24 protein-coding genes and 2 pseudogenes are annotated in these 24,060 nt (G+C 71.2%); 13 read left to right on the forward strand and 13 right to left on the reverse strand.

Annotated elements, in window-relative coordinates:
* Positions 1–4: 4 nt before the first annotated feature.
* Positions 5–1,171 (reverse strand): hypothetical protein, encoded by a 1,167-nt coding sequence (locus tag AB0B61_RS26745; RefSeq protein ID WP_358437000.1) that lies wholly within the window; start codon positions 1,169–1,171, stop codon positions 5–7.
* A 249-nt stretch (positions 1,172–1,420) separates the two neighbouring features.
* Here AB0B61_RS26745 and AB0B61_RS26750 point away from each other — a divergent pair, with 249 nt between their 5' ends.
* Complete coding sequence (locus AB0B61_RS26750; protein ID WP_358437003.1) at positions 1,421–3,391, forward strand: ATP-dependent DNA helicase; 1,971 nt, start codon at positions 1,421–1,423, stop codon at positions 3,389–3,391.
* A 92-nt stretch (positions 3,392–3,483) separates the two neighbouring features.
* Here AB0B61_RS26750 and AB0B61_RS26755 read toward each other — a convergent pair whose 3' ends face one another.
* The 7 genes from AB0B61_RS26755 to AB0B61_RS26785 all read right to left on the reverse strand — a co-directional run bounded on the left by AB0B61_RS26755 (position 3,484) and on the right by AB0B61_RS26785 (position 9,474).
* Positions 3,484–4,242 carry an SGNH/GDSL hydrolase family protein gene (locus tag AB0B61_RS26755; protein WP_358437005.1) on the reverse strand — a complete coding sequence of 253 codons (759 nt, stop codon included), beginning with the start codon at positions 4,240–4,242 and terminating at the stop codon, positions 3,484–3,486.
* A gap of 148 nt (positions 4,243–4,390) precedes the next feature.
* Positions 4,391–5,467 (reverse strand): 3-dehydroquinate synthase, encoded by a 1,077-nt coding sequence (gene aroB / locus AB0B61_RS26760; RefSeq protein WP_358437008.1) that lies wholly within the window; start codon positions 5,465–5,467, stop codon positions 4,391–4,393.
* Positions 5,464–5,964, reverse strand: coding sequence for a shikimate kinase (locus tag AB0B61_RS26765; protein WP_358437011.1), 501 nt, complete (start codon positions 5,962–5,964; stop codon positions 5,464–5,466). The genes aroB and AB0B61_RS26765 overlap by 4 nt, the downstream gene beginning before the upstream one ends.
* Complete coding sequence (gene aroC / locus AB0B61_RS26770) at positions 5,961–7,142, reverse strand: chorismate synthase (protein ID WP_358437013.1); 1,182 nt, start codon at positions 7,140–7,142, stop codon at positions 5,961–5,963. The genes AB0B61_RS26765 and aroC overlap by 4 nt, the downstream gene beginning before the upstream one ends.
* 43 nt (positions 7,143–7,185) lie before the next feature.
* Entirely contained in the window at positions 7,186–7,821 is a 636-nt protein-coding gene (locus tag AB0B61_RS26775; protein ID WP_358437016.1) for an A24 family peptidase, read from the reverse strand.
* A 10-nt stretch (positions 7,822–7,831) separates the two neighbouring features.
* The gene (locus AB0B61_RS26780; RefSeq protein ID WP_358437018.1) at positions 7,832–8,359 is read right to left on the reverse strand and encodes an SseB family protein; all 528 of its coding nucleotides are present in this window, start codon (positions 8,357–8,359) and stop codon (positions 7,832–7,834) included.
* 11 nt (positions 8,360–8,370) lie between these two features.
* Positions 8,371–9,474, reverse strand: coding sequence for a ring-opening amidohydrolase (locus AB0B61_RS26785; RefSeq protein ID WP_358437021.1), 1,104 nt, complete (start codon positions 9,472–9,474; stop codon positions 8,371–8,373).
* A gap of 140 nt (positions 9,475–9,614) precedes the next feature.
* Between AB0B61_RS26785 and AB0B61_RS26790 the strand changes: the two genes are divergently transcribed.
* The 3 genes from AB0B61_RS26790 (at position 9,615) to AB0B61_RS26800 (ending at position 12,582) form a co-directional block, all read left to right on the forward strand.
* Positions 9,615–10,280, forward strand: coding sequence for an alpha/beta fold hydrolase (locus AB0B61_RS26790; RefSeq protein ID WP_358437023.1), 666 nt, complete (start codon positions 9,615–9,617; stop codon positions 10,278–10,280).
* Between the two features lie 34 nt (positions 10,281–10,314).
* Positions 10,315–11,385 (forward strand): FUSC family protein, encoded by a 1,071-nt coding sequence (locus AB0B61_RS26795; protein ID WP_358437025.1) that lies wholly within the window; start codon positions 10,315–10,317, stop codon positions 11,383–11,385.
* A gap of 81 nt (positions 11,386–11,466) precedes the next feature.
* Positions 11,467–12,582: an FUSC family protein gene (locus tag AB0B61_RS26800; RefSeq protein ID WP_358437028.1), complete on the forward strand. Its 1,116-nt coding sequence runs from the start codon at positions 11,467–11,469 to the stop codon at positions 12,580–12,582.
* Positions 12,583–12,644: 62 nt separating this feature from the next.
* Here the strand turns inward: AB0B61_RS26800 and AB0B61_RS26805 are convergent, their stop codons facing one another.
* The 3 genes from AB0B61_RS26805 to AB0B61_RS26815 form a co-directional block, all read right to left on the reverse strand.
* Positions 12,645–13,181 carry a carboxymuconolactone decarboxylase family protein gene (locus tag AB0B61_RS26805; protein ID WP_358437030.1) on the reverse strand — a complete coding sequence of 179 codons (537 nt, stop codon included), beginning with the start codon at positions 13,179–13,181 and terminating at the stop codon, positions 12,645–12,647.
* Positions 13,182–13,209: 28 nt separating this feature from the next.
* A complete protein-coding gene (locus AB0B61_RS26810; protein WP_358437033.1) occupies positions 13,210–13,761 on the reverse strand; it encodes a peroxiredoxin in 552 nt (183 codons plus the stop codon).
* 121 nt (positions 13,762–13,882) lie between these two features.
* Positions 13,883–15,049 (reverse strand): pyridoxal phosphate-dependent aminotransferase, encoded by a 1,167-nt coding sequence (locus AB0B61_RS26815; protein ID WP_358437036.1) that lies wholly within the window; start codon positions 15,047–15,049, stop codon positions 13,883–13,885.
* 115 nt (positions 15,050–15,164) lie between these two features.
* On the opposite strand from AB0B61_RS26815, the gene AB0B61_RS26820 reads away from it, so the two are divergent.
* Genes AB0B61_RS26820 through AB0B61_RS26830 form a run of 3 tightly spaced genes read left to right on the forward strand, consistent with a single transcriptional unit; the run spans position 15,165 to position 18,473 of the window.
* Complete coding sequence (locus AB0B61_RS26820) at positions 15,165–16,793, forward strand: alpha/beta hydrolase (RefSeq protein ID WP_358437039.1); 1,629 nt, start codon at positions 15,165–15,167, stop codon at positions 16,791–16,793.
* Positions 16,790–17,722, forward strand: a complete 933-nt coding sequence (locus AB0B61_RS26825; RefSeq protein ID WP_358437042.1) for a DUF418 domain-containing protein — start codon at positions 16,790–16,792, stop codon at positions 17,720–17,722. Before AB0B61_RS26820 ends, AB0B61_RS26825 begins: the two co-directional genes overlap by 4 nt.
* Positions 17,682–18,473, forward strand: coding sequence for a carbon-nitrogen hydrolase family protein (locus AB0B61_RS26830; RefSeq protein WP_358437045.1), 792 nt, complete (start codon positions 17,682–17,684; stop codon positions 18,471–18,473). Before AB0B61_RS26825 ends, AB0B61_RS26830 begins: the two co-directional genes overlap by 41 nt.
* A 13-nt stretch (positions 18,474–18,486) precedes the next feature.
* Here the strand turns inward: AB0B61_RS26830 and AB0B61_RS26835 are convergent, their stop codons facing one another.
* Positions 18,487–19,149, reverse strand: coding sequence for a transposase (locus AB0B61_RS26835; protein WP_358437047.1), 663 nt, complete (start codon positions 19,147–19,149; stop codon positions 18,487–18,489).
* A 15-nt stretch (positions 19,150–19,164) separates the two neighbouring features.
* On the opposite strand from AB0B61_RS26835, the pseudogene tnpA reads away from it, so the two are divergent.
* From tnpA to AB0B61_RS26865, 6 genes and pseudogenes are all read left to right on the forward strand, one after another.
* Positions 19,165–19,503 (forward strand): annotated as a pseudogene (gene tnpA / locus AB0B61_RS26840) (IS200/IS605 family transposase); the annotation flags it as partial.
* Between the two features lie 198 nt (positions 19,504–19,701).
* Positions 19,702–20,042: pseudogene (locus AB0B61_RS26845) on the forward strand (transposase); the annotation flags it as partial.
* A 222-nt stretch (positions 20,043–20,264) separates the two neighbouring features.
* Positions 20,265–20,711 (forward strand): hypothetical protein, encoded by a 447-nt coding sequence (locus AB0B61_RS26850; protein WP_358437050.1) that lies wholly within the window; start codon positions 20,265–20,267, stop codon positions 20,709–20,711.
* Positions 20,708–21,103 carry a hypothetical protein gene (locus AB0B61_RS26855; RefSeq protein WP_357642666.1) on the forward strand — a complete coding sequence of 132 codons (396 nt, stop codon included), beginning with the start codon at positions 20,708–20,710 and terminating at the stop codon, positions 21,101–21,103. The genes AB0B61_RS26850 and AB0B61_RS26855 overlap by 4 nt, the downstream gene beginning before the upstream one ends.
* 33 nt (positions 21,104–21,136) lie before the next feature.
* Positions 21,137–21,634, forward strand: a complete 498-nt coding sequence (locus tag AB0B61_RS26860) for a SigE family RNA polymerase sigma factor (RefSeq protein WP_358437053.1) — start codon at positions 21,137–21,139, stop codon at positions 21,632–21,634.
* Positions 21,631–23,634, forward strand: coding sequence for a hypothetical protein (locus AB0B61_RS26865; RefSeq protein WP_358437056.1), 2,004 nt, complete (start codon positions 21,631–21,633; stop codon positions 23,632–23,634). The genes AB0B61_RS26860 and AB0B61_RS26865 overlap by 4 nt, the downstream gene beginning before the upstream one ends.
* A 30-nt stretch (positions 23,635–23,664) precedes the next feature.
* Here the strand turns inward: AB0B61_RS26865 and AB0B61_RS26870 are convergent.
* On the reverse strand, positions 23,665–24,060 hold a 396-nt coding region (locus AB0B61_RS26870), incomplete at its 5' end, for a carboxyl transferase domain-containing protein (protein ID WP_358437059.1).

Here is a 24,060-nt window from a genome sequence, read left to right on the forward strand (position 1 = left end):
GGGCTCACCACTCCCTGCGGCGGTCCCTGTCGTCGTCGTACTCCTGGTCGGGACGGAGCCGCTCACCGGTGGAGAACATCGGGTCGCCCACATAGGGCCGGGACAGGTCCGTCTGGTACGGCGTGCCCTGCTGCTGGTTGCTCCCCATCGAGAACAGCGGGTCGACCGGGTTGGGCGGGGTCTGGTAGGCGGGGAAGCCGTCCGTGGAGGGGTAGGGCACCTGCGGGTACAGGTCGCGGTTGCCGTAGGTGATGGGCTCCTGGCGCCGGCCCGCGCCGGGGATGCCGTGCATCGGGGTGCCGAGACCGGCGGCGCCCGGGTCCGGCTGCGGCGGCTGTTGCTGCGGGTATCCGCGCTGGCCATAGGGGTCGTGCGGCTGCTGCTGCTGGGCGAACGGCTCGGGCTGCGGCCGGCCCGGCGCGGGCGTCTGGGAGGGGAAGCCGAGCGGGTCGGTGTTGGGCGCCGGCCGGCGGCGGTCGCCGGGCATCTGGTAGACGGGCTCGCCGGGATCCTGGACCGGCGCCGGCTGCGCGTACTGCTGGGGACCGGTGAAGGGGTCGCCGGTGTACTGGGGGCTGCCGCTGTAGGGATCCGGGGCGGCGGGGACCGCGTACTGCGGGCCGGTGAAGGGCTCGGGCGGCTCGGGCTCGGTGTACTGGGGGCCGGTGAACGGCTCACGGGGGTTGGGCTGGCCGTACTGCTGCGCGCCGAAGGAGCCCTGCTGGCCGTACTGCTGGCCGAGGGGGTCGCGCGGCGGCGGTGCGGTCGTCTCGCCGTAGGAGGCGACCAGCTTGTCCTGAGGCGGCGGGGTGCCCCTGGCCACCAGGACGTCGTTGGGGGACAGCGCCGCGGTGGGCCGGTCCTCGTGCGGCGGCGGGGAGCTCTGGTGCGGCCGTTGGTATTGGCCGGTGCCGGGGATCACCTCGGTGCCCGGGTCGTGCGCGGGCACGGCGGGCTGCTCGCCCGTGGCCTCAGCGAACCCGTCATCGAGGGTGTCGAGCAACCGGCCGACATCGTCCATCGGCATGCGGAAGCTGGCGGTGCACATCTCACCTCGCCACAGGCTGAGCACCAGGGTGCCCTCATGCCACGTGACCCGGAGACACCGCTCCTGACCTCGAGCATCGAAGAACACTTCGCCGAACGACGGCAACGGGACAACTTCCGACATGGCAGACATACTGCTTTAACCAGCCTTTATCCGTCCACTCAACCCCGGTAAACCCTACTGAACCGGCTCTCCCCATCTGACCTCATACCCCACTGGCCACTTCCAGGCAGGTCTTTTGGGCCAGTTGGAGTTCCGATCGTTCAGTGTGCCACGCGAGCCGCGGTGGACATCCCAGAACGCCGGGATGCGTCTGCACGATCACACGGCGTTCGGCGCGTCGGCCCCTGATTGCAGGTACCGTTTACTGCCGTGCCGGACTCCCATCTTCCCTCAGCCGAAGAACTGCTCAGCATCGCGGTCAACGCTCTCGGAGGGAGCGAACGGCGGGGCCAGATCACGATGGTGCAGGCCGTACAACGGGCCATCGAGGAAGAGGAGCATCTGGCGGTCCAGGCCGGCACCGGCACCGGAAAGTCGCTCGCCTACCTGGTGCCCTCGATCAGGCACGCCATGGAGGCCGACAAGCCGGTCGTCATCTCCACGGCCACGATCGCGCTGCAGCGGCAGCTCGTGGACCGCGACCTGCCACGGCTGGCCGAGGCGCTCGGCAAGGAGTTGCCGCACGAGCCGACGTTCGCGATCCTCAAGGGCCGGCGCAACTACCTGTGCCGCTACAAGGCGACGGCGGGCTGGCCCGAGGACGACGAGCAGGACCAGCTCTTCGACCCCCGCGAGGTCGGCGCGACCGGCCGGATGGTCCAGCGCATCCAGGAGTGGGCCGAGGAGACCGAGACGGGCGACCGCGACGAGCTGGTGCCCGGCGTCAACGAGCAGGCGTGGCGGCAGTTCTCGGTCAGCGCCCAGGAGTGCCTGGGCGCCACGCGCTGCCCCAGCGGCGCCGAGTGCTTCGCCGAGCTGGCCAGGAGCCGGGCCGGCGAGGTCGACGTGGTCGTCACCAACCACGCGCTGCTGGCGATCGACGCGATGGGCGACATCCCGGTGCTGCCCGAGCACGCCATGGTGGTCGTCGACGAGGCCCACGAACTCGTCGACCGGGTGACCTCGGTGGTGACCTCCGAGCTGTCGGAGAGCTCGGCCGCGCTCGCCGTGCGCCGGGTCGGCCGGCTCATCGAGCAGCCCATCGCCGACCAGCTCATGGAGGCGGCCGAAGACCTCAAGGCGCTGCTGGCCGCCGCTCCCCCCGGACGTGTCGACGAGCTGCCCGAGGTGCTCGGGCTCACGCTGGCGCTGGTACGCGACGCCTCGGCGCGGTGCGTCTCGGCGCTCGGCCCGCGCGGCGGCGACAAGGACGATCCCGACAGAGCCGGCCAGCGCAAGGCCGCCTTCACCGCGCTCGACGAGGTGCACGACACGGCGGTGCGCATGCTCGAGGCCTACGGCCACGCCTCGGAGGAGGACCGGGCCGAGGTGGTGTGGCTGGAGGGCGCCACCGACCGGCGCCCGCCCGCGCTGCGGGTGGCCCCGCTCAACGTGGGCGGCATGCTGCGCGACCGGCTCTTCGGCGACCGCACGGTGGTCCTCACCTCGGCCACGCTGGCGCTCGGCGGCACCTTCGACGGCCTGGCCCGCCAGTGGGGGCTGGGCGACAAGGGCTGGCAGGGCATCGACGTCGGCTCGCCGTTCGACCATCCACGGGCGGGCATCCTGTACGTGGCCAAGCACCTGCCGCAGCCGGGCCGTGACGGCCTGCCGCAGGCCTACCTCGACGAGATCGCCGAGCTGATCGAGGCGGCGGGCGGGCGCACGCTCGGCCTGTTCTCCTCCATGCGGGCCGCCAAGGCCGCCACCGAGGCGCTGCGCGACCGGCTCGACGTGCCGCTGCTCTGCCAGGGCGACGACTCCACGATGCTGCTGGTCAAGCAGTTCGCCGAGGACGAGGCGACCTGCCTGTTCGGCACGCTGTCGCTGTGGCAGGGCGTCGACGTCCCCGGCCCGTCGCTGCGGCTGGTCATCATCGACCGGGTCCCGTTCCCGCGTCCCGACGACCCGCTCACCTCGGCCCGGCAACGGCACGTGGCGGCCAAGGGCGGCAACGGCTTCATGACGGTCGCCGCCACCCACGCCGCCCTGCTGCTCGCCCAGGGCACCGGTCGGCTGCTGCGCGCCCAGCACGACAAGGGCGTCATCGCCGTCCTCGACCCCCGCCTGGCCACCGCCCGCTACAGCGGCTTCCTGCTGGGCTCGCTGCCCCCGTTCTGGCGCACCACGGACCCGGCGATCCCCCGAGCAGCCCTCAAGCGCCTGTCAACGGAAGACTGACCCGCCCCCTGCCCGGCAGGGGTTTTTGAGAGCCGTGCCGGTCAGAGAGCTGGGCTGGTCAGAGAGCTGGGCTGGTCAGAGGGCTGGCCTCGTCAGTGGACCCAAGGGGCGAGGTCGGGGCGTTTCGGGTCGAGGCCGTCGCCCGAGGAGGCGCCGCGCAGGCGGCGGGTCACCCACGGCACCAGGTGCTCGCGGATCCACTGCGCGTCCTCGCGGCGCCGGGCGCGCGGGTCGAGGGTGCGCTCGGGCCACACCTTGTGCCAGTCGTCGAACGGCACGCCCAGCACGTCGAGAACCCGGGCGGCCACCAGCCGGTGCCCGTCCTGGTTCATGTGCAGCCGGTCCTCGCTCCACGCCCGCCAGTCGCGCAGCCCCTGCATGGACCACTGGTCGACGAGCCGGCACCCGTACAGGTCGGCGATGGAGCGGATGTGCAGGTAGAAGATCGCGAAGCGGCCGCGCAGCCGCCGCATCACCGGCGTGTCGCGCGGGTCGACGCCGGTGAACAGCAGCACGTCGGCGCCGGTGGCCCGCAGGTCGCGCACGGCGCGGGCCAGCCGCTTGGCCATCACGTCGGGGTCGCTGCCCGGCCGGAGCAGGTCGTTGCCGCCCGCGCACAGGCTGACCAGGTCGGGCGCCATCTCGACGGCGATCGGCACCTGCTCGCTGACGATCTGGTCGAGCAGCCTGCCGCGCACGGCCAGGTTCGCGTAGCGGAAGGACGGGTCGTCGGCCGCCAGCCGCTCGGCCACCCGGTCGGCCCAGCCGCGGTAGTGGCCGTTGGTGCCGGGGTCGTTGAGACCTTCGGTAAAGCTGTCACCAAGAGCGACGAAAGAGTGATATTGCCTCATGACCTGCTGTTCATCTCCGCCGTGCCGTGGTGCGTCAGGACATCTGACTGTAGTGCGAACCCCGGCCGCCACGCCCGCCGCCACCCCGATCGCATGCGAAAGCAATGGAGCGGAAGACGATTAAGACAAGACGATCAAGGGAAAGGCGTCACCGGCCGACCGCCTGGTAGGCGGCCTCCAGCAGCTCCTCGGAGGGCCCTTCCAGCCGCCCCGGCTTCGCCAGCCCGTCGAGCACGACGAAACGCTGCTTGGCGCCCCGGTTCTTCTTGTCGAGCCGCATGTGGTCGCGCAGTCGCGGCCAGGCCTCGGCCCGGTAGGTCGTGGGCAGGCCGACGGAGGTGAGGATGGTCCGGGTGCGCTCGACCAGGTCGATCCCGATGCGCCCATCCAGCCTGGACAGCTCGGCGGCGAACACCATGCCGATGGCGATGGCCTCGCCGTGGCGCATGGTGTAGTCCTCGGCCCGCTCGATCGCGTGGCCGAGCGTGTGACCGTAGTTGAGGATCTCGCGCAGCCCGGCCTCGCGCAGGTCGGCGCCGACGACGTCGGCCTTGATCTGGATCTTCCGCTCGATCAGCTCGCGGGTGTGCGGCCCCTCGGGCGTGGCGGCGGCGTCGGGGTCGTCCTCGATCAGCATGAGGATGGTCGGGTCGGCGATGAAGCCACCCTTGATGATCTCGGCGAGCCCGGCCGCGTAGTCGGCGCGCGGCATGCTCGACAGCGTGCTCAGCTCGCACAGCACGCCCGCCGGAGGCAGGAAGGTGCCGACGAGGTTCTTGCCCTCGGGGGTGTCGATGCCGTTCTTGCCGCCGACCGCCGCGTCGACCATGGCCAGCAGCGTCGTCGGCACCAGCACCACCTGGACGCCGCGCAGCCAGGTCGCGGCGATGAACCCGGCCAGGTCGGTGGTGGCTCCCCCGCCGACGCCCACGACGGCGTCGGAGCGGGTCACGCCGTAGCGGCCCAGGGCGGACCAGAGCTCGGCGGCCACCTCGATCGACTTGGCCGCCTCGCCGTCGGGCACGGGCAGCTCCACCACGTCGTATCCGGCGCCGGACAGCGCCTCGCAGACCGGGCGGGAGATCTCGGGCAGGCCCGCCGGGTGGATGACCGCGACCGTGCGTACGCCCGGCTTGAACAGCCCGGCCAGCTCCGGCAGCACGCCGGTGCCGATCACCACCTCGTAGGGGCTGTCGCCGCGCACGGCGATCCTGGTCGCGCTCATGCCGGGAGCCCCTTCATGATCTCTTCGGCCAGCTCGGCGGGCTCGCGCTTGTCGGTCACGACCGTCAGGACGGCGAGCCGCTCGTAGATCGGGCGGCGCTCCTCCATGAGCTTCTTCAGCTGGCTGCGCGGGCTGAGCACGAGCAGCGGCCGGGCCGAGGCCAGGCCCACCCGCTGGACCGCGTCGGACAGGCCGACCTGGAGGTAGACGACCGGGTGGCCGGCCAGGAGCCGCTGCGCCTCCTCGTTGAGCACCGCGCCGCCGCCCAGGGCCAGCACGCCGTCGTGCTCGGCCAGCGCCTGGCGTACGGCCCGCAGCTCCAGCTCGCGGAAGCGGGCCTCGCCCTCCTCGATGAAGATGTCGGCGACGGGCTTGCCCGCCGTGGCCTCGACATCGGCGTCGGTGTCGCGGAAGGAGACGCCGAGCAGGTCGGCGAGCAGGCGGCCCAGGGTGGTCTTGCCGGACCCCGGCGGGCCGATCAGCACGGCCTTGATCATTTGATCACCATCGATGACAGGTAGCCGGACAGGTTGCGGGCGACCTCCTCGACGGAGTCGCCTCCGAACTTCTCGAGCGCCGCGTCGGCCAGCACCAGCGCGACCATGGCCTCGGCGACGATGCCCGCGGCCGGGACCGCGCAGACGTCGGAGCGCTCGTGGTGCGCCTTGGCCGCCTCGCCGGTCTTGACGTCGATCGTGGCCAGCGCGCGCGGGACGGTGGAGATGGGCTTCATCGCGGCGCTGACCCGCAGGATCTCGCCGTTGGTCATGCCGCCCTCGACGCCGCCCGCGCGGTTGGTGATGCGCTTGACGCCGTCGGCCGCGGTGTATTCGATCTCGTCGTGGGCGCGTGAGCCCGGCCGGCGCGCGGTCTCGAAGCCGTCGCCGACCGCCACGCCCTTGATGGCCTGGATGCCCATGAGCGCCCCGGCCAGCCGGGAGTCGAGGCGGCGGTCCCAGTGGGTGTAGCTGCCCAGGCCGGGCGGCAGGCCGTAGGCGAGCACCTCGACGACGCCGCCGAGCGTGTCGCCCTCCTTGTGCGCCTGGTCGATGACGGCGACCATCGCGGCGCTGCCCTCGGGGTCGGCGCACCTGACGGGGTCGGCGTCGATGCGCGCCAGGTCGTTGGGGCCCGGCAGGTCCTCGGTGGGCGTCTGGGCGCCGCCAATGGAGGTGACGTGGCTGACGATGTCGACGCCGAGCGCCTGCTTGAGGAAGCGCCTGGCCACCTCACCGAGCGCGACGCGGGCCGCGGTCTCGCGGGCGCTGGCCCGGTCGAGGACCTGGCGGGCGTCGTCGAAGCCGTATTTCTGCATCCCGGCCAGGTCGGCGTGGCCCGGCCTGGGACGCGACCTGGGGGCGTTCCTGGCCAGGCCGTCGAGCTCGGCCGGGTCGACCGGGTCGGCCGACATGACCTTCTCCCACTTGGGCCACTCGGTGTTGCCGATGCGGACGGCGATCGGGCTGCCCATCGTGCGGCCGTGCCGGACGCCGCCGGCGATCGTCACCTGGTCCTGCTCGAACTTCATCCGGGCGCCGCGGCCATAGCCGAGCCGGCGGCGGCGCAGGGCCTCGTCTATGGCGGCCGTGGTCACCTCGACCCCGGCCGGCAGGCCTTCCAAGACGGCTACGAGTTCGGGGCCGTGGGACTCTCCGGCGGTCAACCAGCGCAACATGCGTACAAGTCTTCCACGTGCCGCCTAGTGGGATGTCCGGTGTTCACTGGCCGAGACAGAGCGCCGTGAAGGCGCCGAGCAGCATGAACGGGCCGAAAGGGAACTGTGTGTCGCGAGTGGCGCGTCTGGTGAGGAGCAGGACGATGGCGTAGAGGGCGCCTGACAGCTGGCCGCCGACGGCCGCGACGACCCACGTCTGCCAGCTCATCGCCGCGGCCGCCATGCCGATCAGGCCCGCCAGCTTGACGTCGCCCAGGCCCATCGCCTCCGGCCGGGCGAACCAGAGCACGGCGTACGCGGCGGCCAGCGCCAGCGCGCCCAGCAGCGCCCTGGGCAGCTCTCCCGTGGGCAGCAGGGTCAGCGCCAGGATCGGGTACGACGGCAGGGTGATCACGTCGGGCAGCCTCGCCGTCCGCCAGTCGATGAGGGCCAGGGCCGTACCGGCCAGGGCGAAGTAGACGTACGGCGGGCCCGCGCGCCAGGCGACGAGCGCGGCGACGGCGGCGGTGGCCACCTCGACGGCGGGCGGCCAGCGCGGCACGGGCACCGTGCGCAGCACGGCGTCCAGGGCGGCGCGGGCTTCCTCGCGGGTGTCCGGGGGATTCGGTACGAAGCAGGCGGCGAGCGTCCTGACGTAGCGGCCGACGATCAGTCCCAGGAGCGCGACAACTGCCTCCACTCCGCCGACACTACTTCCTGGAGAACCAGCGGCGCTTGCGTACCGGCTCGACGTGGGCCACGGTCACGCCGGAGACCTCGTCGAGCGTGCCGGACTCGACGGCGGCGAGGGCTTCCAGCACGCCGCCCTCGATCACGAACGGCACCGGCCCCGCCACGTCCACCACGACCGCCGCGACCCGCTCACCGGCGGCGGCCCGGCAGACCTGGAGCAGGGTGGCCTGGATCGGCCGGGCGTCGGGGCGCCATCGGGCCAGGGACTCGGCGCCGGTGAACACCGGCACCGCCTCCCTGCCGTCCTTGCCGACGAGCTTGGGCAGCGCCATCTCGCTCTCCTTCTCCTGGCGCAGCCCGTGCTCGCCCACCTCCGACTCGGTCAGCAGGGCGACCACGGGGACCAGGAGCCGGGCGCCGGTCAGGGCGTTGAGCACCTCGGTGGCCTCCGCCGCGCCTCGCTCGTAGGAGGCCAGGGCGGCGGCCACGGCGGGCGCGGCCGTGCCGTCGTCGCCGGGGTCGAGTGGCTGCGGAATGCTGGGCACAACGCCCGAGACTACCCTTCTCCCAGGTCGGCGATGGCGGCGACCGGGCCGCCGCCCGACGGGCCCTGGTGGACGGCGGCGACCGAGACGAACACCGCCGGATCGCCCGTGACCGCCGCCGCCACTCCCCCCACCGTGGCCTTGATCTGGCGGTGCCAGTGCACATCGGAGTCGTCGAGCATGATGTTGCGCCGCCCCCGGACCCGGCCGGACGGGTCGGCCTCGCACTTCATGAAGACGTTCACCAGGCGGTCGCCGAGGTCGGTGTGGTGCGGCCGCTCGGGGAGCGGCAGGCCGGAGTCGCGGATCGCCTCCCAGATGCCGTCGGCGTCCAGGGCGTCCCGCATCACGCTGTGGCCGATCCGGTAGCGCCCGCCGATCCCCCGCACGTTGCCCACCACCACGATCTGCGCCCGGTCCAGCTCGACCCCGGACGAGCACGAGGCCACCGACGAGTACAGGGACAGGTCCTTGTGGATCTGATCGGCCCGCGGCGGTTCGATCTCGCCGAGGGCGACGGCGATGCCGAGGGCCGTGGTGGAGTTCGACAGGTCCATGGAGGGGCCGGTCTCCTCGATGGCGGTGTCCTGGCCGCGGCTCTTGGCGTCGGTGATGGTGGCCAAAGTGAGCAGGGGCGTCTTGGTCTGCACGTAGTGGACGTCGCGCGGGTCGTCGATGCCCGCGATCTTCATCGCCTCGCGCACCCCGGCCGCGACCTTCTCCACCATCGCCGGGCGGCCGATGTCCTCCGGGAGGATCACGTCGCTCATCGCGACGCCGACCGACACGCGCGGCTCATCCGATCGCGGCGCGCCGGCCGGGTCGGTGGTGGCGAACACGGTGGCGTGCGGGCTGAGCACACCGTCCGTCCCTCCGGACCACACCAGCGGTACGGTCTCCGGCGCCGGATGCCCCTTGGCCGCCAGCACCTCACGGAAGGCCCGGTCGGCCAGGATCCGGGTGTAGTCGTTCACACCCCCGTTGCCCTCGGTCTTGCCGATCACCGCGAGCACGCGGTGCGCCTCGATCACCCCGTCGTCGATCAGCCGCGCCAGGCCGGAGGCGTCCGTCACGCTCTCGATCGGCACCTTGCGCACTTCTATCGGATCCGGCATCGCAACCCCTCTTCGACGATTCCCGCGACTCCCAGACGTACCCCGGCGGCACGCTCGACACGCTATCCACCAGCCGATCGGGCTCTCACCGGCAATGTCCGCCCAACGTGGCGGCCGGCCTCGGGGATAGGGTCACCGGTGTGATTCGCGAAGCGCACGTCAACGGGATCAAGCTCGTCTATCGCGAGGAGGGCGACCCGGCCGCTCCCCCGCTGGTGCTCATCCACGGGCGGACCGCCGACCACAACGACTGGAACGGCATCACCCAGCACTTCGCCGCCCGCTATCACGTCTTCGCCATCGACCTGCGGGGGCACGGCGCCAGCGACTACCCGGGCACGTACGCGCTGGCCGACATGGCGCGCGACGTCGTCGCGCTGCTGGACGAGCTGGGCTTCGAGCGGGCGACGCTGGTGGGGCACTCGCTGGGCGGGGCGGTGGGCTACCTCGTGGCCATGACGTGGCCCGATCGCGTCGAGCGGCTGGTCCTGGAGGATCCGGCGCCGCCGTACGCGATGAAGAACCGCCCGCCGATCGTGGAGGACGGCGAGTCCCCCGGCTTCGACTGGCGGATGGTGCACGAGACCGAGCGGCAGTTCCTCGCGCCCGATCCGGCGTGGGCCGAGGGGCTCGCCTCGATCACCGCGCCGACGCTGGTGCTGTCGGGCGCCAGTCACCTCGACGTCGAGGCGGTGGCCGCGCGGATTCCGGGGGCCAAGCTGGTCACGATCGAGGTCGGGCATCTCATCCACGTCTCCGCGCGGGCGGCGTTCCTGGGGGCCGTGGACGAGTTCCTGGCCGGTTGAGCGCCGCGAGCTGGGTAGGCCAGGGTGGGTGCAGGTGAAACGGCGGCTTAGCAGGCTGGCGCTGATGACGCCGACGATCGGGCAGTGTGCCGTGGCGGCGGCGCTGGCCTGGCTGGTGGCCAAGGACGTCCTCGGGCACCCTCGCCCGTTCTTCGCGCCGATCGCGGTGATCATCTGCATCGGCGTGGGTCTGGGGCAGCGGCGGCGCCGGATGGTCGAGATGGTCGTCGGGGTCAGCCTCGGCGTGGGCGTCGGCGACGTGCTGGTGTCCTGGATCGGCTCGGGCGCCTGGCAGATCGCGCTCGTGGTGGCGCTGGCGATGGCCATGGGCGTGCTCCTGGACAGCGGTTCCCTGATCGTCCTGCAGGCCGGCTCCTCGGCCGTGCTCGTCGCCACCCTGCTGCCCCCGACGGGCATCGGCGGGGTGAACAGGATGCTCGACGCGCTGGTCGGCGGCGTCATGGGGATCATCGCGATGGCCCTGCTGCCGGCCAGCCCGTTCGGCTTGGTGGCCAAGCAGGCGTCGGGGATGTTCGAGGCGCTGGGCGACGCGCTGCGGCGGATCGCGGAGGCGATCGAGAGGTCCGACCCCGCTCTGGCGACCGAGGCGCTGGAGGCCGCGCGGGGGACGCAGACGAGCGTGGACACCTTCCGGCAGGCGCTGGGGACCAGCTGGGAGATCGCCACCATCTCACCGCTGCACTGGCAGAGCCGCCACCGGCTGGAGGGGTACGAGACGGCCGCCGTACCGCTCGATCACGCGGTCAGGAACGCCCGGGTGCTGGCCAGGCGGGCCGTCGTGGCCCTTGGGGGGCAGAGCCCGCCGCCCGCCTGGATGCCGGGCGCGCTGCGCGACCTGGCCGAGGCGACCCAGCTGCTCCGCGAGGAGCTGGCCCTGGGGCAGGAGCCGGATCGGGCCCGCGAGGCGATCCTGGCGGTGGCGTCGCGGCAGGTGGCGGATGAGCGATGGGGGTTCTCGGCCGGGGTGATGGTCGCGCAGTACCGGTCGATCGTGGTGGATCTGCTCCAGGCGAGCGGCGGCCATCGTGAGCAGGCGATGGACGCCCTCCCGCCGCTGGACGCGGGCGAGGAGGACGTCCCCTGACGTGGTGACCGCCACGGTCCCGACACGCCCGAATACGGGCAATGTGACCTTAATGTCACAAAGATCCGCCAAGGTAGAGGGGTGCGAACGAGGCTCAGCGATCATGTACGGGAACGGCTGAGCGGGTTCGGCCTGATGGCGCCCTCCATCGCGCAGTGCGCGGTCGGCGCGGCGCTCGCCTGGACCGTCGCCATCCAGTTGCTCGACCACCCTCGCCCGTTCTTCGCGCCGATCTCCGTGCTGATCTGTGTCGGTGTGGGCCTCGGGCAGCGGTTGCGCCGGGTGGCCGAGCTCGTGGTCGGGGTCAGCCTCGGCGTCGGCGTCGGCGACCTGCTGGTGTCCTGGATCGGCTCGGGCGCCTGGCAGATCATGCTGGTGGTCGCGCTGGCGATGACCGCCGCGGTGCTGCTGAACAGCGGGGCGCTCTTCGTGGCGCAGGCCGGGTCGTCCGCGGTACTCGTCGCCGCCCTGGTGCCCGCCGACGGCGCCGGCGGCTGGGACCGGATGGCCGACGCGCTCACCGGCGGCGTCATCGGCATCGCCACGGCGGCGCTGCTTCCGGCCAGCCCTTTCACGATCGCCGCCAAGCACTTGTCGGGCGTGCTCGACGCGCTGTCCACGGTGCTCGAACGGGCCGCGGAGGCGATCGAGAAGCGCGATGTGGATCTGGCCGCCGAGGCGCTGGAGGAGGCGCGCAACACCCAGGCGGCGGTCGCGGAGTTCGAGCGGGCGGTGGAGACCAGCAAGGAGATCACGCTGATCTCGCCGCTGCACTGGCATCGCCGTGGCCGGCTGGCCAGGTATGAGACCGTGGCCGTGCCGGTGGACCTGGCCCTGCGCAACGCCAGGGTGCTGGCCCGCCGGACGCTGGCGGCGCTGGGCGAGACGAGCCCGCCGCCGACCTCGCTGGCCGAGGCGATGCGCGAGGTGTCGGAGGCGGCGCTGCTGCTCCAGCTCGAACTGGCGGCCGGACGCGAGCCCATGCTGGCCCGGCAGGCGCTGCTCGCCGTCGCGGCGCGGGAGCGTCCCGAACGGCTGGGCTTCTCCGCGCACGTCATCATCGCGCAGCTGCGCTCCATCGCCGTGGACCTGCTCCAGGCGACCGGGATGGACCACGAGGAGGCGACGGCGGCGCTGACCCCGCTGGACGCGCCACAGGTCGAGGACGCGAACGACGCCAAGAGCGCCAAGAGCTGAACCGCGGCGGAGGTGGACACCCGGAGAGCCCACCTCCACCACGGAAGCGCGGACGGCGACCGTCAGAGCGTGATCAGGGCCGCTTCGGCCTCGAGGGTCGCGGCGGTGGCGTTGATCACGGCGGCCACGCGCAGCGCCTCCTGGATGTGCTCGCGAGGCAGGCCGGAACCGCGCAGCACCCGCTCGTGCGACTCCAGGCACCGGCCGCAGCCGTTGATCGCGGAGACCGCCAGGCACCACAACTCGAAGTCGCCCCGGTCCACCCCCGGATCGCCCATCACGGTCATCCTGAGCCGGGCGGGCAGCGTCGCGTACGTCTCGTCGCCGATGAGGTGGGTGGCCCGGTAGTAGACGTTGTTCATCGCCATGATCGAGGCGGCGGCCTTGGCGGCGGTGAACGCCTCGGCCGACAGCTTGCCGACGGCCTCCGCGCAGACCGCGGCGATGACCCGCCCGGACCTGGTGGCCAGCGCGGCGGCCAGCACCGTGCCCCAGAGCTGCTGGTCGGTCAGCGGCGAGGTGGTCGTGATCGAGCCCAGATTGAGCCTGATGTCCTTGGCGTAGCCGGGCAGCGCCGCCTTCAGCTCGTCGATGCTCATACGCCACCGTGTCCGTAGGTCAGCTCGCTCACTGGGCCAGCAGCATCCGCGCGTCGAGACCGGTCTCGCCCTTGCTCCAGTTGCAGGGACACAGCTCGTCGGACTGCAGGGCGTCGAGGACCCGCAGGACCTCCTTGACGTTGCGGCCCACGGATCCGGCGGTCACCATCGTGAACTGGATCTCGTTGTGCGGGTCCACGATGAACGTGGCCCGCTGGGCCGCGCCGTCCTCGCCGAGCACCCCGCACGCGCCGCTCAGCTCGCGCTTGACGTCGCTCAGCATCGGGAACGGCAGGTCACGCAGGTCGTCGTGGTGCTTGCGCCAGGCGTGGTGGACGAACTCGGAGTCGACGGAGACGCCGAGCACCCGCGTGTCGCGGTCGGCGAACTCGCCGTTGAGCCGGCCGAACTCGGCGATCTCGGTCGGGCAGACGAAGGTGAAGTCCTTCGGCCAGAAGAACACGACGCGCCACTTGCCCTCGTAGGTCTTGTGGTCGATCTCCGCGAACGCCCGCTCGGGGTCGAGGCCGACGCACGCCGTGAGCGCGTACTCGGGAAAGCGGTCACCGACGGTGAGCACGATTCCGTCTCCTTCGGGGGGTCGGGGCCCAGAGGCGATCCCTGTTTGGGGGCGGCTCCTACCCTAGCTCACCTGCGCTCATTCCTCGCCGTAGCCGAACAACTACAGTTCCGGGAGGCCGCTAGGCCGACAGGCGCTTGAGCCGGGTGACCGCCTCGTCGATGACCTCGTCCTTCTTGCAGAAGGCGAACCGGACGAAGTGCCTGCCCCGGTCGGGGTGGTCGTAGAAGACCTGCGTCGGGATGGCCACCACCCCCACCAGCTCCGGCAGCCGCCGGGTCAGCTCCAGCCCGTCCTCGAAGCCCAGCGGCCGGATGTCGGTCTGCACGAAGTACGTCCCGGCCGGCCTGAGCACCTCGAACCCGGCCGCCGTCAGCCCCTCCATCAGCCGGTCCCGCTTGTGTCCCAGCCCGTCGCAGAGCGCCGAGACCCACTCCAGCTCGTTGCGCAGGCCGTAGGCGACCGCGAGCTGCCACGGCGCGCTCGCGGTGAAGGTGAGGAACTGCTTGACCGTCTGCACCGCCGTGATCAGCGAGGCGGGCGCGCAGATCCAGCCCGTCTTCCAGCCGGTGACGGAGAACGTCTTGCCCGCCGAGGAGATCATCACCGTGCGTTCGCGCATGCCGGGCAGCGTCGCCAGGGGGATGTGCTCGACACCGTCGAACGTCAGATGCTCGTACACCTCGTCGGTGATCGCGATCAGCCCGGCCTCCTGGCAGAGCTCGGCGATGACGGTCAGCTCGGCGCGGGTGAACACGGTCCCGGTCGGGTTGTGCGGGGAGTTGACGAGGATCGCCCGGGTACGCGGCGTGACAGCGGCGCGTAGTTCGTCCGGGTCGAAGGTGAATCGTCCCTCCACCGGCCGCATCGTCACCGCGACCAGCCGTGCCCCCGCCAGCGCGATGGAGGCGGCGTAGGAGTCGTAGTAAGGCTCGAAGGCGATCACCTCGTCGCCCGCCTCGCACAACGCCAGGACGCTGGCCGCGATCGCCTCGGTCGCCCCCACGGTCACCAGGATCTCGCCGTCGGCCGCGTAGTCGAGGCCGTAGTGGTCGGCCCGGTGCTCGGAGACGGCCTGCCGCAGCTCAGGGACGCCGGGGCCGGGCGGGTACTGGTTGGCGCCGGACACGATGGCCTGCACCGCCCGGTCGAGCATCGCCGCGGGCCCGTCGGTGTCGGGGAATCCCTGGCCCAGGTTGATCGAGCTGGTCTGTACGGCCAGCGCGCTCATCTCCGCGAAAATCGTCGTACCGAAGGCGCGCATCCGGGATACAAGTGGTTCCGTCACGGCCCCACACTATTAGTCTCGTCTCGTGATCATTCGGGTCCTCATCGCGCTCGCCCTTTCCGCGCCGCCCGTCATGAGCCTGGACAGTGTTCAGAAAAGCACGTGCCCCGTTGCCATGCCCGACAATACGACCTGCGGTTTCCTGATCGTCCCTGAGCGCAGGGACACGCCGGGCAAGACCATCAAGGTCGGTTACGCCGTGCACGCCTCGACGGCCAAGGACCGCAAGCCCGACCCGGTCGTCTACATGAGCGGCGGCCCGGCCTCGGCGTCGATGCAGCTGACGGGGTTCTTGAGCCAGATGTTCCCCGACCGTGACGTGGTGGCCGTGGAGCAGCGCGGCAGCAAGTACTCCCAGCCGACGCTGGGCTGCCCGGAGACGGCCGAGGCGATGCTGGACCGGCTGCGCGAGCCGTCGGCCGACGTCGGCGCCGCCGCGCTGAAGTGCCGGGAGCGGCTCGGGCAGCAGGGCGTGGACCTGCGCGGCTACAACACCAAGGAGATCGCCGCCGACGTCGTCGAGCTGCGCGAGACGCTCGGCTACCCCACCTGGAACCTGTTCGGGGTCAGCTACTCCACCCGGGTCATGATGGACGTGGCCGCCGCCGACCCGGCGGGCGTGCGCTCGGTGGTGCTCGACTCGTACCTGCCGGAGAAGGTCGGCTGGTACGACGACGCCGACCGCAACTTGACCGACACCGTGGCCAAGCTGGGTCTGCGCGAGCCGTTCGAGGCGATGGTGAGGCGACTGAACGCCCGCCCGGCCCGGGTGCCGACCACGGACCCGCTGCTGGGCACCGGCTTCACCGCCCGGCTGACCGGTGACGACGTCTCGACGATCATGGCGGAGGCGCTGCACGAGGCCGACGTGCTCGCCGTGGCGCCGGCGATGATCGACGCGCTGAGCAAGGGCCACGACGAGCTGCTGCGCCCGCTCGCCGATCAGGTGGGCGACGCACTGGTCTCGCACGAGTTCGGGCTGTATCACGCGGTGCAGTGCCAGGACGAGGTCCCGTTCAACACATTCACCACAAAATCCCGACTTTTCACCGTAAACAGTGACAAAGCGGTGTGTGATGCTTGGAAGCTTCCCAAGTCGGCGCCCGTCGACGCCACCACGAAGGCCCCGGTGCTCGTGGTGGGCGGCCAGTACGACCCCACGACGCCGACCAGGACCAGCGAGCCGGCCGCCAAGAGCCTGCCCAACGCCCGCTTCGTGGAGTTCGCGGGCACGGGCCACGCGGTGTTCCTGGCCAACGCCTGCGCCCGCCGCCACATCCTGGCCTTCGTCGACACCCCGTCAGGCGGGGCGGCCGCACCGTGCTCGCCTGAGAAGGCGGCCGTCTACCCCCGGCTGAATCCCGGCGACATACGGGCGAGCGGCGCCCCGTACCAGATCTCGCTGTCGCCCTGGCTGGCCGCCCCGTTCGCGCTGTTCGCGCTGGTGTCGCTGGTCCAGCTGGTCGCGGGCGCGCTGAAGGGCCGGGCGCTGGCCGCCTTCGCCGGGCTGGCGGGTACGGCGTTCACGGGGCTGGTCGGCGCGGCGGTGTGGGGCATGCTCAAGGAGAACGAGACCGCGCTGGCCGTCGGGCTGCCCGCCTCGGTCTGGCCGTACACCTGGGTGGCGGTCGGCTCGGCCGTGCTGACGCTCGGCGCGCTCGCGCTGCGGCGGGGATGGGCGCAGGCGGTGGCCGCCGTCACGGCGGCCGGATTCCTCGTATGGTGGTTCGCCTGGATCCTGTGAGGCGTATCCGAGAGCTCGACGCGCTCCGCGGCTTCGCGGTGGGCGGCATCATGCTGGTCAACACCTGGCAGCACGCCGTGCACGAGCCCAAGAACGGCATCGACTGGACGATCGACGCGCTGTTCCAGAGCCGGTTCTACCCGATCTTCTCGCTGCTGTTCGGCATCAGCTTCGTGCTGGTCCTGGAGCGGGCCGGGCGGTGGGTGCTGGTGCGCCGGCTGTTCTGGCTGCTGTGCTTCGGGCTGCTCCAGCGCACGTTCTACAGCGGCGAGGTGCTGACGGCCTACGCGGCGTTCGGGGCGCTGGTGCTGCTGCCCGCCTCGTTCCTGGCCGGCGGCCTGCCCATGGTGATCCTCGGGGTGGCCGCGGTCGTGTGGACGGTGTCGGTCGGGGCCGGGCCATATCTCATCCCGGCGCTGTTCCTGCTCGGCATGGCGCTGATGGAGTCGCGCCCGTCCGGGCGGCTGCTGCTGCCGGTCTTCGCCGTCAGCGCGCTGGCCTCCGCCCTGCTCACCGCCGCCTGGACCACCAACCACAACTGGACCGTCTACAGCGTGGCCGCGCTCGCCGGGGCCACCGCCTACTCCACCGGCCTGCTGCTGGCCCTGCGGACCCGGTGGTCGGCGCCGCTGTCGGCGGTGCTGGAGCCGCTCGGGCGGATGGCGCTGACCAACTACATCTCCGGCACGCTGGTGATCTCCCTGGCCGGCCACCTGCTCAAGACCGACCCGACGCGCTGGTGGGTGCTCGTGGTCACGGTGGCGACGCTGGCCGTACAGGTGCCGTTCAGCGCGTGGTGGCTGGCGAGATTCAGGTACGGCCCACTCGAGTGGATCTGGCGATGCCTGACCTGGTTTCGACGGGTGCCCAACCGGTTAGAGTCGGGCCGTGACCAGAATCGCCCTCTGCCAGATCCCGGTGTCTCCTGACCCGTCGGCCAACCTCAAGAGGGTCCGCGAAGCGCTCGCCAAGGCCGAAGGCGCCGACCTGGCGATCTTCCCCGAGGCGACGCTGACCCGCTACGGCAGCCGCGTCACCGACCTGGCCGAGCCGCTCGACGGGCCGTTCGTGACCGGCGTGGCGCAGGCGGCCCGCGAGCACGGCCTCGCGGTGATCGCCGGCGTGTTCGAGCCGGGCCCCGGCCGGGTGCACAACACCGCCGTGGCCATCGACGCGCAGGGCTCCGTCAAGGCCGCCTACCGGAAGATCCACCTGTTCGACTCCTTCGGCGCGAAGGAGTCCGAGCTGGTCGCCCCGGGCGCCGAGCCCACCGTGGTGGAGCTGGCCGGACTCCGCGTCGGGCTGATCACCTGCTACGACATCCGCTTCCCCGAGCTGGCCAGAGCGCTGGTCGACCAGGGCGCCGAGCTGCTCGCGGTCATCGCCGCGTGGGGGTCGGGCCCGCTCAAGGAGGACCACTGGGTGACACTGGTCCGGGCGCGGGCGCTGGAGAACACCACATGGACCGCCGCCGTCGGCCAGGCACCCAATCCGGCCGAGTCGAGCGACGGTTTCGGGGTGGGCCGCAGCATGCTGGTCGACCCGCTCGGTGTAGTCCGCGCCGATCTGGGCACCAATCCGGGCATTCAGCTCGTGGAGGTGGACCCGGAGGTGACCGCCGCGGCCAGGACCGCCCTGCCGTGCCTCGAACATCGCGTACTAGGTATCAAGCGATCTTGACCTGCTCTCCGCTCTAAAGGACGGAGATTCCCGTGCCGCTTATGCGGCAGCTCGTGCCGTTTGCGTGGCGGCGGTCGAAGAACTCCCCATCGCTGGTGACGGCGGCGGTGACGACGCCTCGGTCCACGCCGCACCCCCGCTCGGGGCGCGCGTGCGTGGCGGCTTCCTTGATGCCGTCCTCGACCAGGAAGGAGATGAACCAGTGCTTGCCGTCGCGGGAGACGGTCGCGGACTTCACCACCCCGCCCAGTGGGCGTGACATCCGGAACTTCACCCACCCGAATTCGGGCAGGAACACCCGGGCCCACTTGCGGTTGGCCCGCTCGATGGGGATGTGTTTCGCGGTGGGGAACCGAAACGACGGCTTCCACCTCGTCCGCGACTTCCAGCGCACCTTCCAGGTGCCGTGCCGGCGGCACGCCTGGTCCAGGTCCTTCAGTGTCTGCTGGATGACCTGGGCAGGGGCGTCGGCGAGCCACCCGCAGTACGGGTCCTTCTTCGCTTCGGCGAGCTGCGCGCACTGCTCCTCGTAGCTGAGGTACGCGCCTCGCCGCCGGTATTCACGGCGCTGTTCGAGGCCGGTGTTCCACACGCTGCGGCAGATCCCGCCCAGCCTCTCGGCGAACACCTGCTGCCCGAAGTCGAACTCCAGCCGGTACCTGCGACCCGCCAGCACGAGGGAACCCCCCCATATCGCAGAAACGTGTTCAACGACGAGATGCTGCGACGCTGCGAGGACATCATGATCGAGGTGTGCGACAGCTTCGAGGCCGAACTACGCGAGTTCCACGGCGAACACGACCACGTCCACCTCCTCGTCCACTACCCCCCGAAGATGACGGTCTCCAAACTCGTCAACTCGCTGAAAGGCGTCTCATCCCTCTACCTGCGCAAGGAGTTCCCCGGCCAGCTCAACCCGGCCATCACGCACGGCCCCTTCTGGTCACCCTCCTACCTCGCCGCCTCCTGCGGCGAAGCCCCACTCACCCTCATCAACGCCTACATCGAACAGCAACGCCGCCCCACCTGACCACTTCCGGGCCCGCGCCACACACCCCCGGGGCCGTCCCACCTCCAGCGGGCCATCCCTGACGAGACCGCATTCAGCCCCGACCCGAAGGACTCCGTCGCCCAATTCGGGGCGCCTTCGTCACATTGGTCGTCGTGTGGTCAACGATGTCGTTGCTACGCTCGGGTTCCCTTCGCCGGGCAGCGGAAGGAGTCTGTGATGTCGATGCAGCCGCGTGCCTGGCCGGAGATCCCCGAGATGACCGCACGGGTGGCCCGGGCGGCGTTTCCCAAGGGCACGATGGCGATGCGGATCCGGGATGCGCTGGCCCGTTGTTCGCCGATGAGGAGTTCGCGGGCATGTTCGGGGTGCGGGGACGTCCCGGTCTGTCGCCGGGCCAGTTGGCGCTGGTGTCGCTCCTGCAATACGCGGAGGACCTGTCCGATCGGCAGGCCGCCGATGCGGTCCGCGGCCGGATCGAGTGGAAGTGCGCCCTCGGGCTGGAGCTCGAGGATCCCGGGTTCGACTTTTCGGTGCTCAGCGGTTTCCGCGCCCGCCTGGTCGAGCATGGCCAGAAGGGCGGTCGCTGAACCGGGTCGAGTTCGTTACCGCATCCGCGATCAATCTCATCCCCCTGAACGCCCGGCTCAGCCAACCCCCGCTGGGGACCACACGAACTTCCCACTTCACAGACCTGGAGCTCGCAACATGACCCACCACCGAATAAGGCAACGGAGTCCTTCAGGCCGAGGCTTTCTGCGGACCTTCGGTAAAGTAGAACAGTGAGCAGAACGCAGATGCAGAAGGTCGTCCCGCCGCGTCTGCTCGTGCCATACCTTTCGGGTAAACGCACGGTCATCTCCGGCTACGTCTACCGGCTTCAGGACTGCGTCCGGCTGACGACCCCCAGACAGCTCTACTACGGACTCGACCTTTCGTTCGAGGGATCGGAGCTGACGGCCGACGTGCCCGAGCTCTATGTCATGCGCTGGTACGCCCGCGACGCCGACACCTACGCCGTTCCGTACGGACCCCATATGGGCGGCGACTGGAGCGACGCACCACCGTTCGCGGGCAACGGGTTCACCACGTCGCGCGAGCACGTGGTCCCGCAGTTCCACACCACGCCGATCCCCATCCCCGCGGGGGCGGAGATCGTGCACATCACCCCCGAACACGAGCGGCCCTTCGCCGCCTACGACGGGCTCACCTGGCGGCCCGCCGCATGAGTGACGACATCACCCCCGTGGCCGCCGGCTTCGTCGCGCGGTTCGCCGAGCGCACGCTGCCCGCCGCGCTCGGCCCCGACAGTGACCAGGTGGTGCTGTTCAGCGAGGAGGAGCTCGACGGGTTCGAGCCGGGCTCCGGCTACTGGCGGCGCACGGTCGGCCGCGCCGAGCTCGACTGGCTGGTGCTGATCCGCACCGTCGGGGCGTTCGGTGGCGAGCCGTGCATCGTGCTCGACGAGGACGACGACGGCCTGCACATCGCCTACACCGGCCACAGCGGCATGAAGGCGGAGGCGCTCGGTTACTGGATGGTCGACCACGGCGCCTACGAGGTCGTGGTGCCCCGTGAGGAGGTCTTCTCGATCCGCGTCGAACGGATTCCCGTCCCCTAGTCAACCGACGCCCGTCTTGGGTGTCTCTGTACTGTGATCGACTCCTCCACCATGGCGCAGCCGTCATTCGCCGAGCTGTTCGCCGCCCACTACCACCCCCTGGTACGGCTGGCGGGCCTGCTCGGCGCCGACGACCCGGAGGACATCGCCCAGGAGGCGTTCTCCCGGCTGCACATCAGACGGCTGCGCGATGACGGGGCGGCCGTGTCGTACCTGCGCACGATCGTCTGCAACCTCACCCGCAACCGCCTGCGTCACCTCAGGCTGGTCCGGCTGCGCCGCCCCGATCCTCCCGAGCATGAACGCAGCAGCGAGCACGCGGTGATCGTCGCCGAGGAGCACCGCGAGCTGCTCGCGGCGCTCGACCGCCTCCCGCGCAGGCAGCGCGAGGCCCTCGTCCTGCGCTACTGGCTCGACCTGTCCGAACGCGAGATCGCCGACGTCATGGGCGTCTCGGCGGGTTCGGTCAAGACCCACGCCAGCAGGGCCCTGGCCGCGCTGGGCAAGGCGCTGAAGGAGGAGGACCAGTGAGCGACCTCGAAGCACGCCTGCGGGCGGCACTCGAAGCCCGTGCCCAGACCTACGAGGCCGATCCGAACGCCTGGCTCAAGGTCCAGCGCCGCACTCCCCCGCCGGTGCCGCGCGGGCGGTGGCTGCTCGCCGCCCTGCCCATCGCGCTGCTCGCCATCTTCGTCCCCATCCTGCTCAACGGGGGTCTGGGCCGCAACAGCGCGAGCGATCTCGACGAGGTCTACAAGCAGCTTATGCAGGGCAAGACGGCGGCCGGGGAACAGGTCGTGGTGAACGACCCAGCGCGGGGCAAGCCGCTGCGCCTGTGGTTCGCCCGGGGTCGGCTCGGCTCCCCCGAAGTGTGCTTCGTCGCCGTCCCGGCGGACGGCGATCCATACGGCTCGTGCCACGACCTGCGCATGGCCGGGATCATGGAACGCAGCGGCGTGTACGAGGGCTCCACCCGCGCCGACACCCCGTCCGCCTACGTGGACTACGGCGTCGCCGACAACGACGTGGCGAAGGTCACGGCCGTGCTGGCGGACGGCCGGCGCGTCGACGCGACCGTGCACCGGTCCGAGGGCGCCCCGATGGTCATCTGGACGCTGGCGCTGTCGGCTGTGGACAAGGTGTCGACGGTGGAGTTCACCGACGCGCGTGGCAGGCGAGGCTCGGACGCCTCGCCCAGGCGCCTCGCCGGTGAGAGCAGCAGGCACACACCGATCGGCCAACCCATGCGGCTGCCCGGCGAGGTCATGGTGCGCCCCTACGACGACAAGGTCCAGGGCCGCAGTGTGTTCTGGTTTCGTGGGACCAAGGAGCTCGGCTGGGTCAACCTCGACCTGAAGGATCCGATGACGGCCAAGGCACCCATGATCCATTCCGAGGACGGACTCATCTACACCGCCACGAAGAGGGACACCGTCAAGATCCAGATAGCGCTCGGCTCCGACGCCCCGATCACCATGCAGGGCATCCCCGATCCGTGGAACCTCGACCGCAACCTGTTCACCCTCGCGCACCTGCCACCGCTCGACTGGTTCCACGGCGGCTGGTGGGCGGGCTACGACGCCGCGGGCAAGCAGCTCTGGCGTGAAGACAGACCACGCAGCACCGCGTCTCCGAAGTCGACCTTCAAACAGATCGGCGAGCCCATCACCGTCCCCGGCACCGACGACTTCAGCAACGGACCGGTACGGCTCTCCTTCGGCAAGTACCCCTACGAGGACGACCTGCAGCTGTGCGGCACCGGTGGCACCGGCATCGACGGCAGGGACCAGGGCGGTTGCGCCAGGGTTCGGCCCGAACCGCCGTTCGGCGGCTTCTCCAGCAGCCGGGTGGAGACCTACCTGCCGCTGCCGGGCAGCGTCGTCGCCTTCGGCGCGGCCGAGGACGACTGGCTGTCCGTCGACGCGGTGCTGGAGGACGGACGCCGCCTGCCCGCCACCCTGACGCGCGTCAAGGACCTGCCCGCGCCCGTGTGGTGGGTCAGATACCCGAGCGACGCGAAGGTGAGCGCCTTCGCGTACAAGGTGCGCGGCAAACAACTCGAACAGGTCGATCTGACGCGGCCCGGCTGGTGCTGGGGGGACAACAAGCCCCTCGACGCCGGCCACGTCTTCCCCGGCGGGCTCACCGCCCACCTGTACGCCGACACGTGCGTCAAGTGGACGAAAGACGGCAAGGAACAGCCGGACTCCTTCCAGGCCGTCCCAGGCGGGAAGCTGAGCGCCATGATCGCCGCCCCTGAGCTCCCGCTGCAATGGTCAGCAAGCCGGGAGGAGTGGTACGGCTTCACCGTGCCCGGCACGGCCAAGGTCGACGTCACGCTCAAGGGCGGCGGGCGCCTGACCGCGAGCACGGTGCCCGACCCCTGGGACCAGGGCGTGCTGCTGTTCGCCGGGCCGGTGCCCAAGGCGGTCGGCAAGCAGGGGCTGTCCTGGCCGGGCATGCGGTTCACCGGCTACGGCGCCGACGGGGGCGTGCTCTGGACGTACGACGAGCCGAAGGAGCCGCGTTAAGCGCCCAGGTCGAGATAACGGTCCGCCAGGCTAGCCGCCCAGGTTGCGGTAGCGGGCCTGGCGGGCCGCTCGACGGTCCGCCGGGCTGCGCGCCAGCAGTCCGGCGATCTCGTACTCCAGCGCCCGTCCCACCCGCTCGCAGAACGCGCGCGGCTCGTACGCGGCGTCGGGCACCTCCGGGATCACCCGGTCGACGATCCCGTCACGCCGCAGGTCGGTGGCCCGCACCCGCTGCTGCTGGGCGATCTCCGGCGCGAAGTCCACGCTGCGGTAGAGGATCGCCGAGGCGCCCTCCGGCGGCAGCGGCGACAGCCACGCGTGCTGCGCGCACAGCACCCGGTCGGCGGGCAGCAGGGCCAGCGCCGCGCCGCCCGCGCCCTCACCGAGCAGCAGGCACACCGTCGGCGCGTCGAGCACGCCCCAGAC

It is taken from the genome of Nonomuraea sp. NPDC049158 (genome assembly GCF_040648335.1).
Classification (GTDB): domain Bacteria; phylum Actinomycetota; class Actinomycetes; order Streptosporangiales; family Streptosporangiaceae; genus Nonomuraea.

Excerpts from the sequence above, each read along its gene's own strand:
- AB0B61_RS26855 (WP_357642666.1), top strand. The coding sequence starts at position 20,708 with ATGAGTGACGACATCACCCCCGTGGCCGCCGGCTTCGTCGCGCGGTTC.
- AB0B61_RS26765 (WP_358437011.1), bottom strand. The coding sequence starts at position 5,964 with ATGATCAAGGCCGTGCTGATCGGCCCGCCGGGGTCCGGCAAGACCACC.
- AB0B61_RS26820 (WP_358437039.1), top strand. The coding sequence starts at position 15,165 with ATGCCCGACAATACGACCTGCGGTTTCCTGATCGTCCCTGAGCGCAGG.
- AB0B61_RS26805 (WP_358437030.1), bottom strand. The coding sequence starts at position 13,181 with ATGAGCATCGACGAGCTGAAGGCGGCGCTGCCCGGCTACGCCAAGGAC.
- AB0B61_RS26745 (WP_358437000.1), bottom strand. The coding sequence starts at position 1,171 with ATGTCGGAAGTTGTCCCGTTGCCGTCGTTCGGCGAAGTGTTCTTCGAT.
- aroC (WP_358437013.1), bottom strand. The coding sequence starts at position 7,142 with ATGTTGCGCTGGTTGACCGCCGGAGAGTCCCACGGCCCCGAACTCGTA.
- AB0B61_RS26755 (WP_358437005.1), bottom strand. The coding sequence starts at position 4,242 with ATGAGGCAATATCACTCTTTCGTCGCTCTTGGTGACAGCTTTACCGAA.
- AB0B61_RS26785 (WP_358437021.1), bottom strand. The coding sequence starts at position 9,474 with ATGCCGGATCCGATAGAAGTGCGCAAGGTGCCGATCGAGAGCGTGACG.
- aroB (WP_358437008.1), bottom strand. The coding sequence starts at position 5,467 with ATGAGCGCGACCAGGATCGCCGTGCGCGGCGACAGCCCCTACGAGGTG.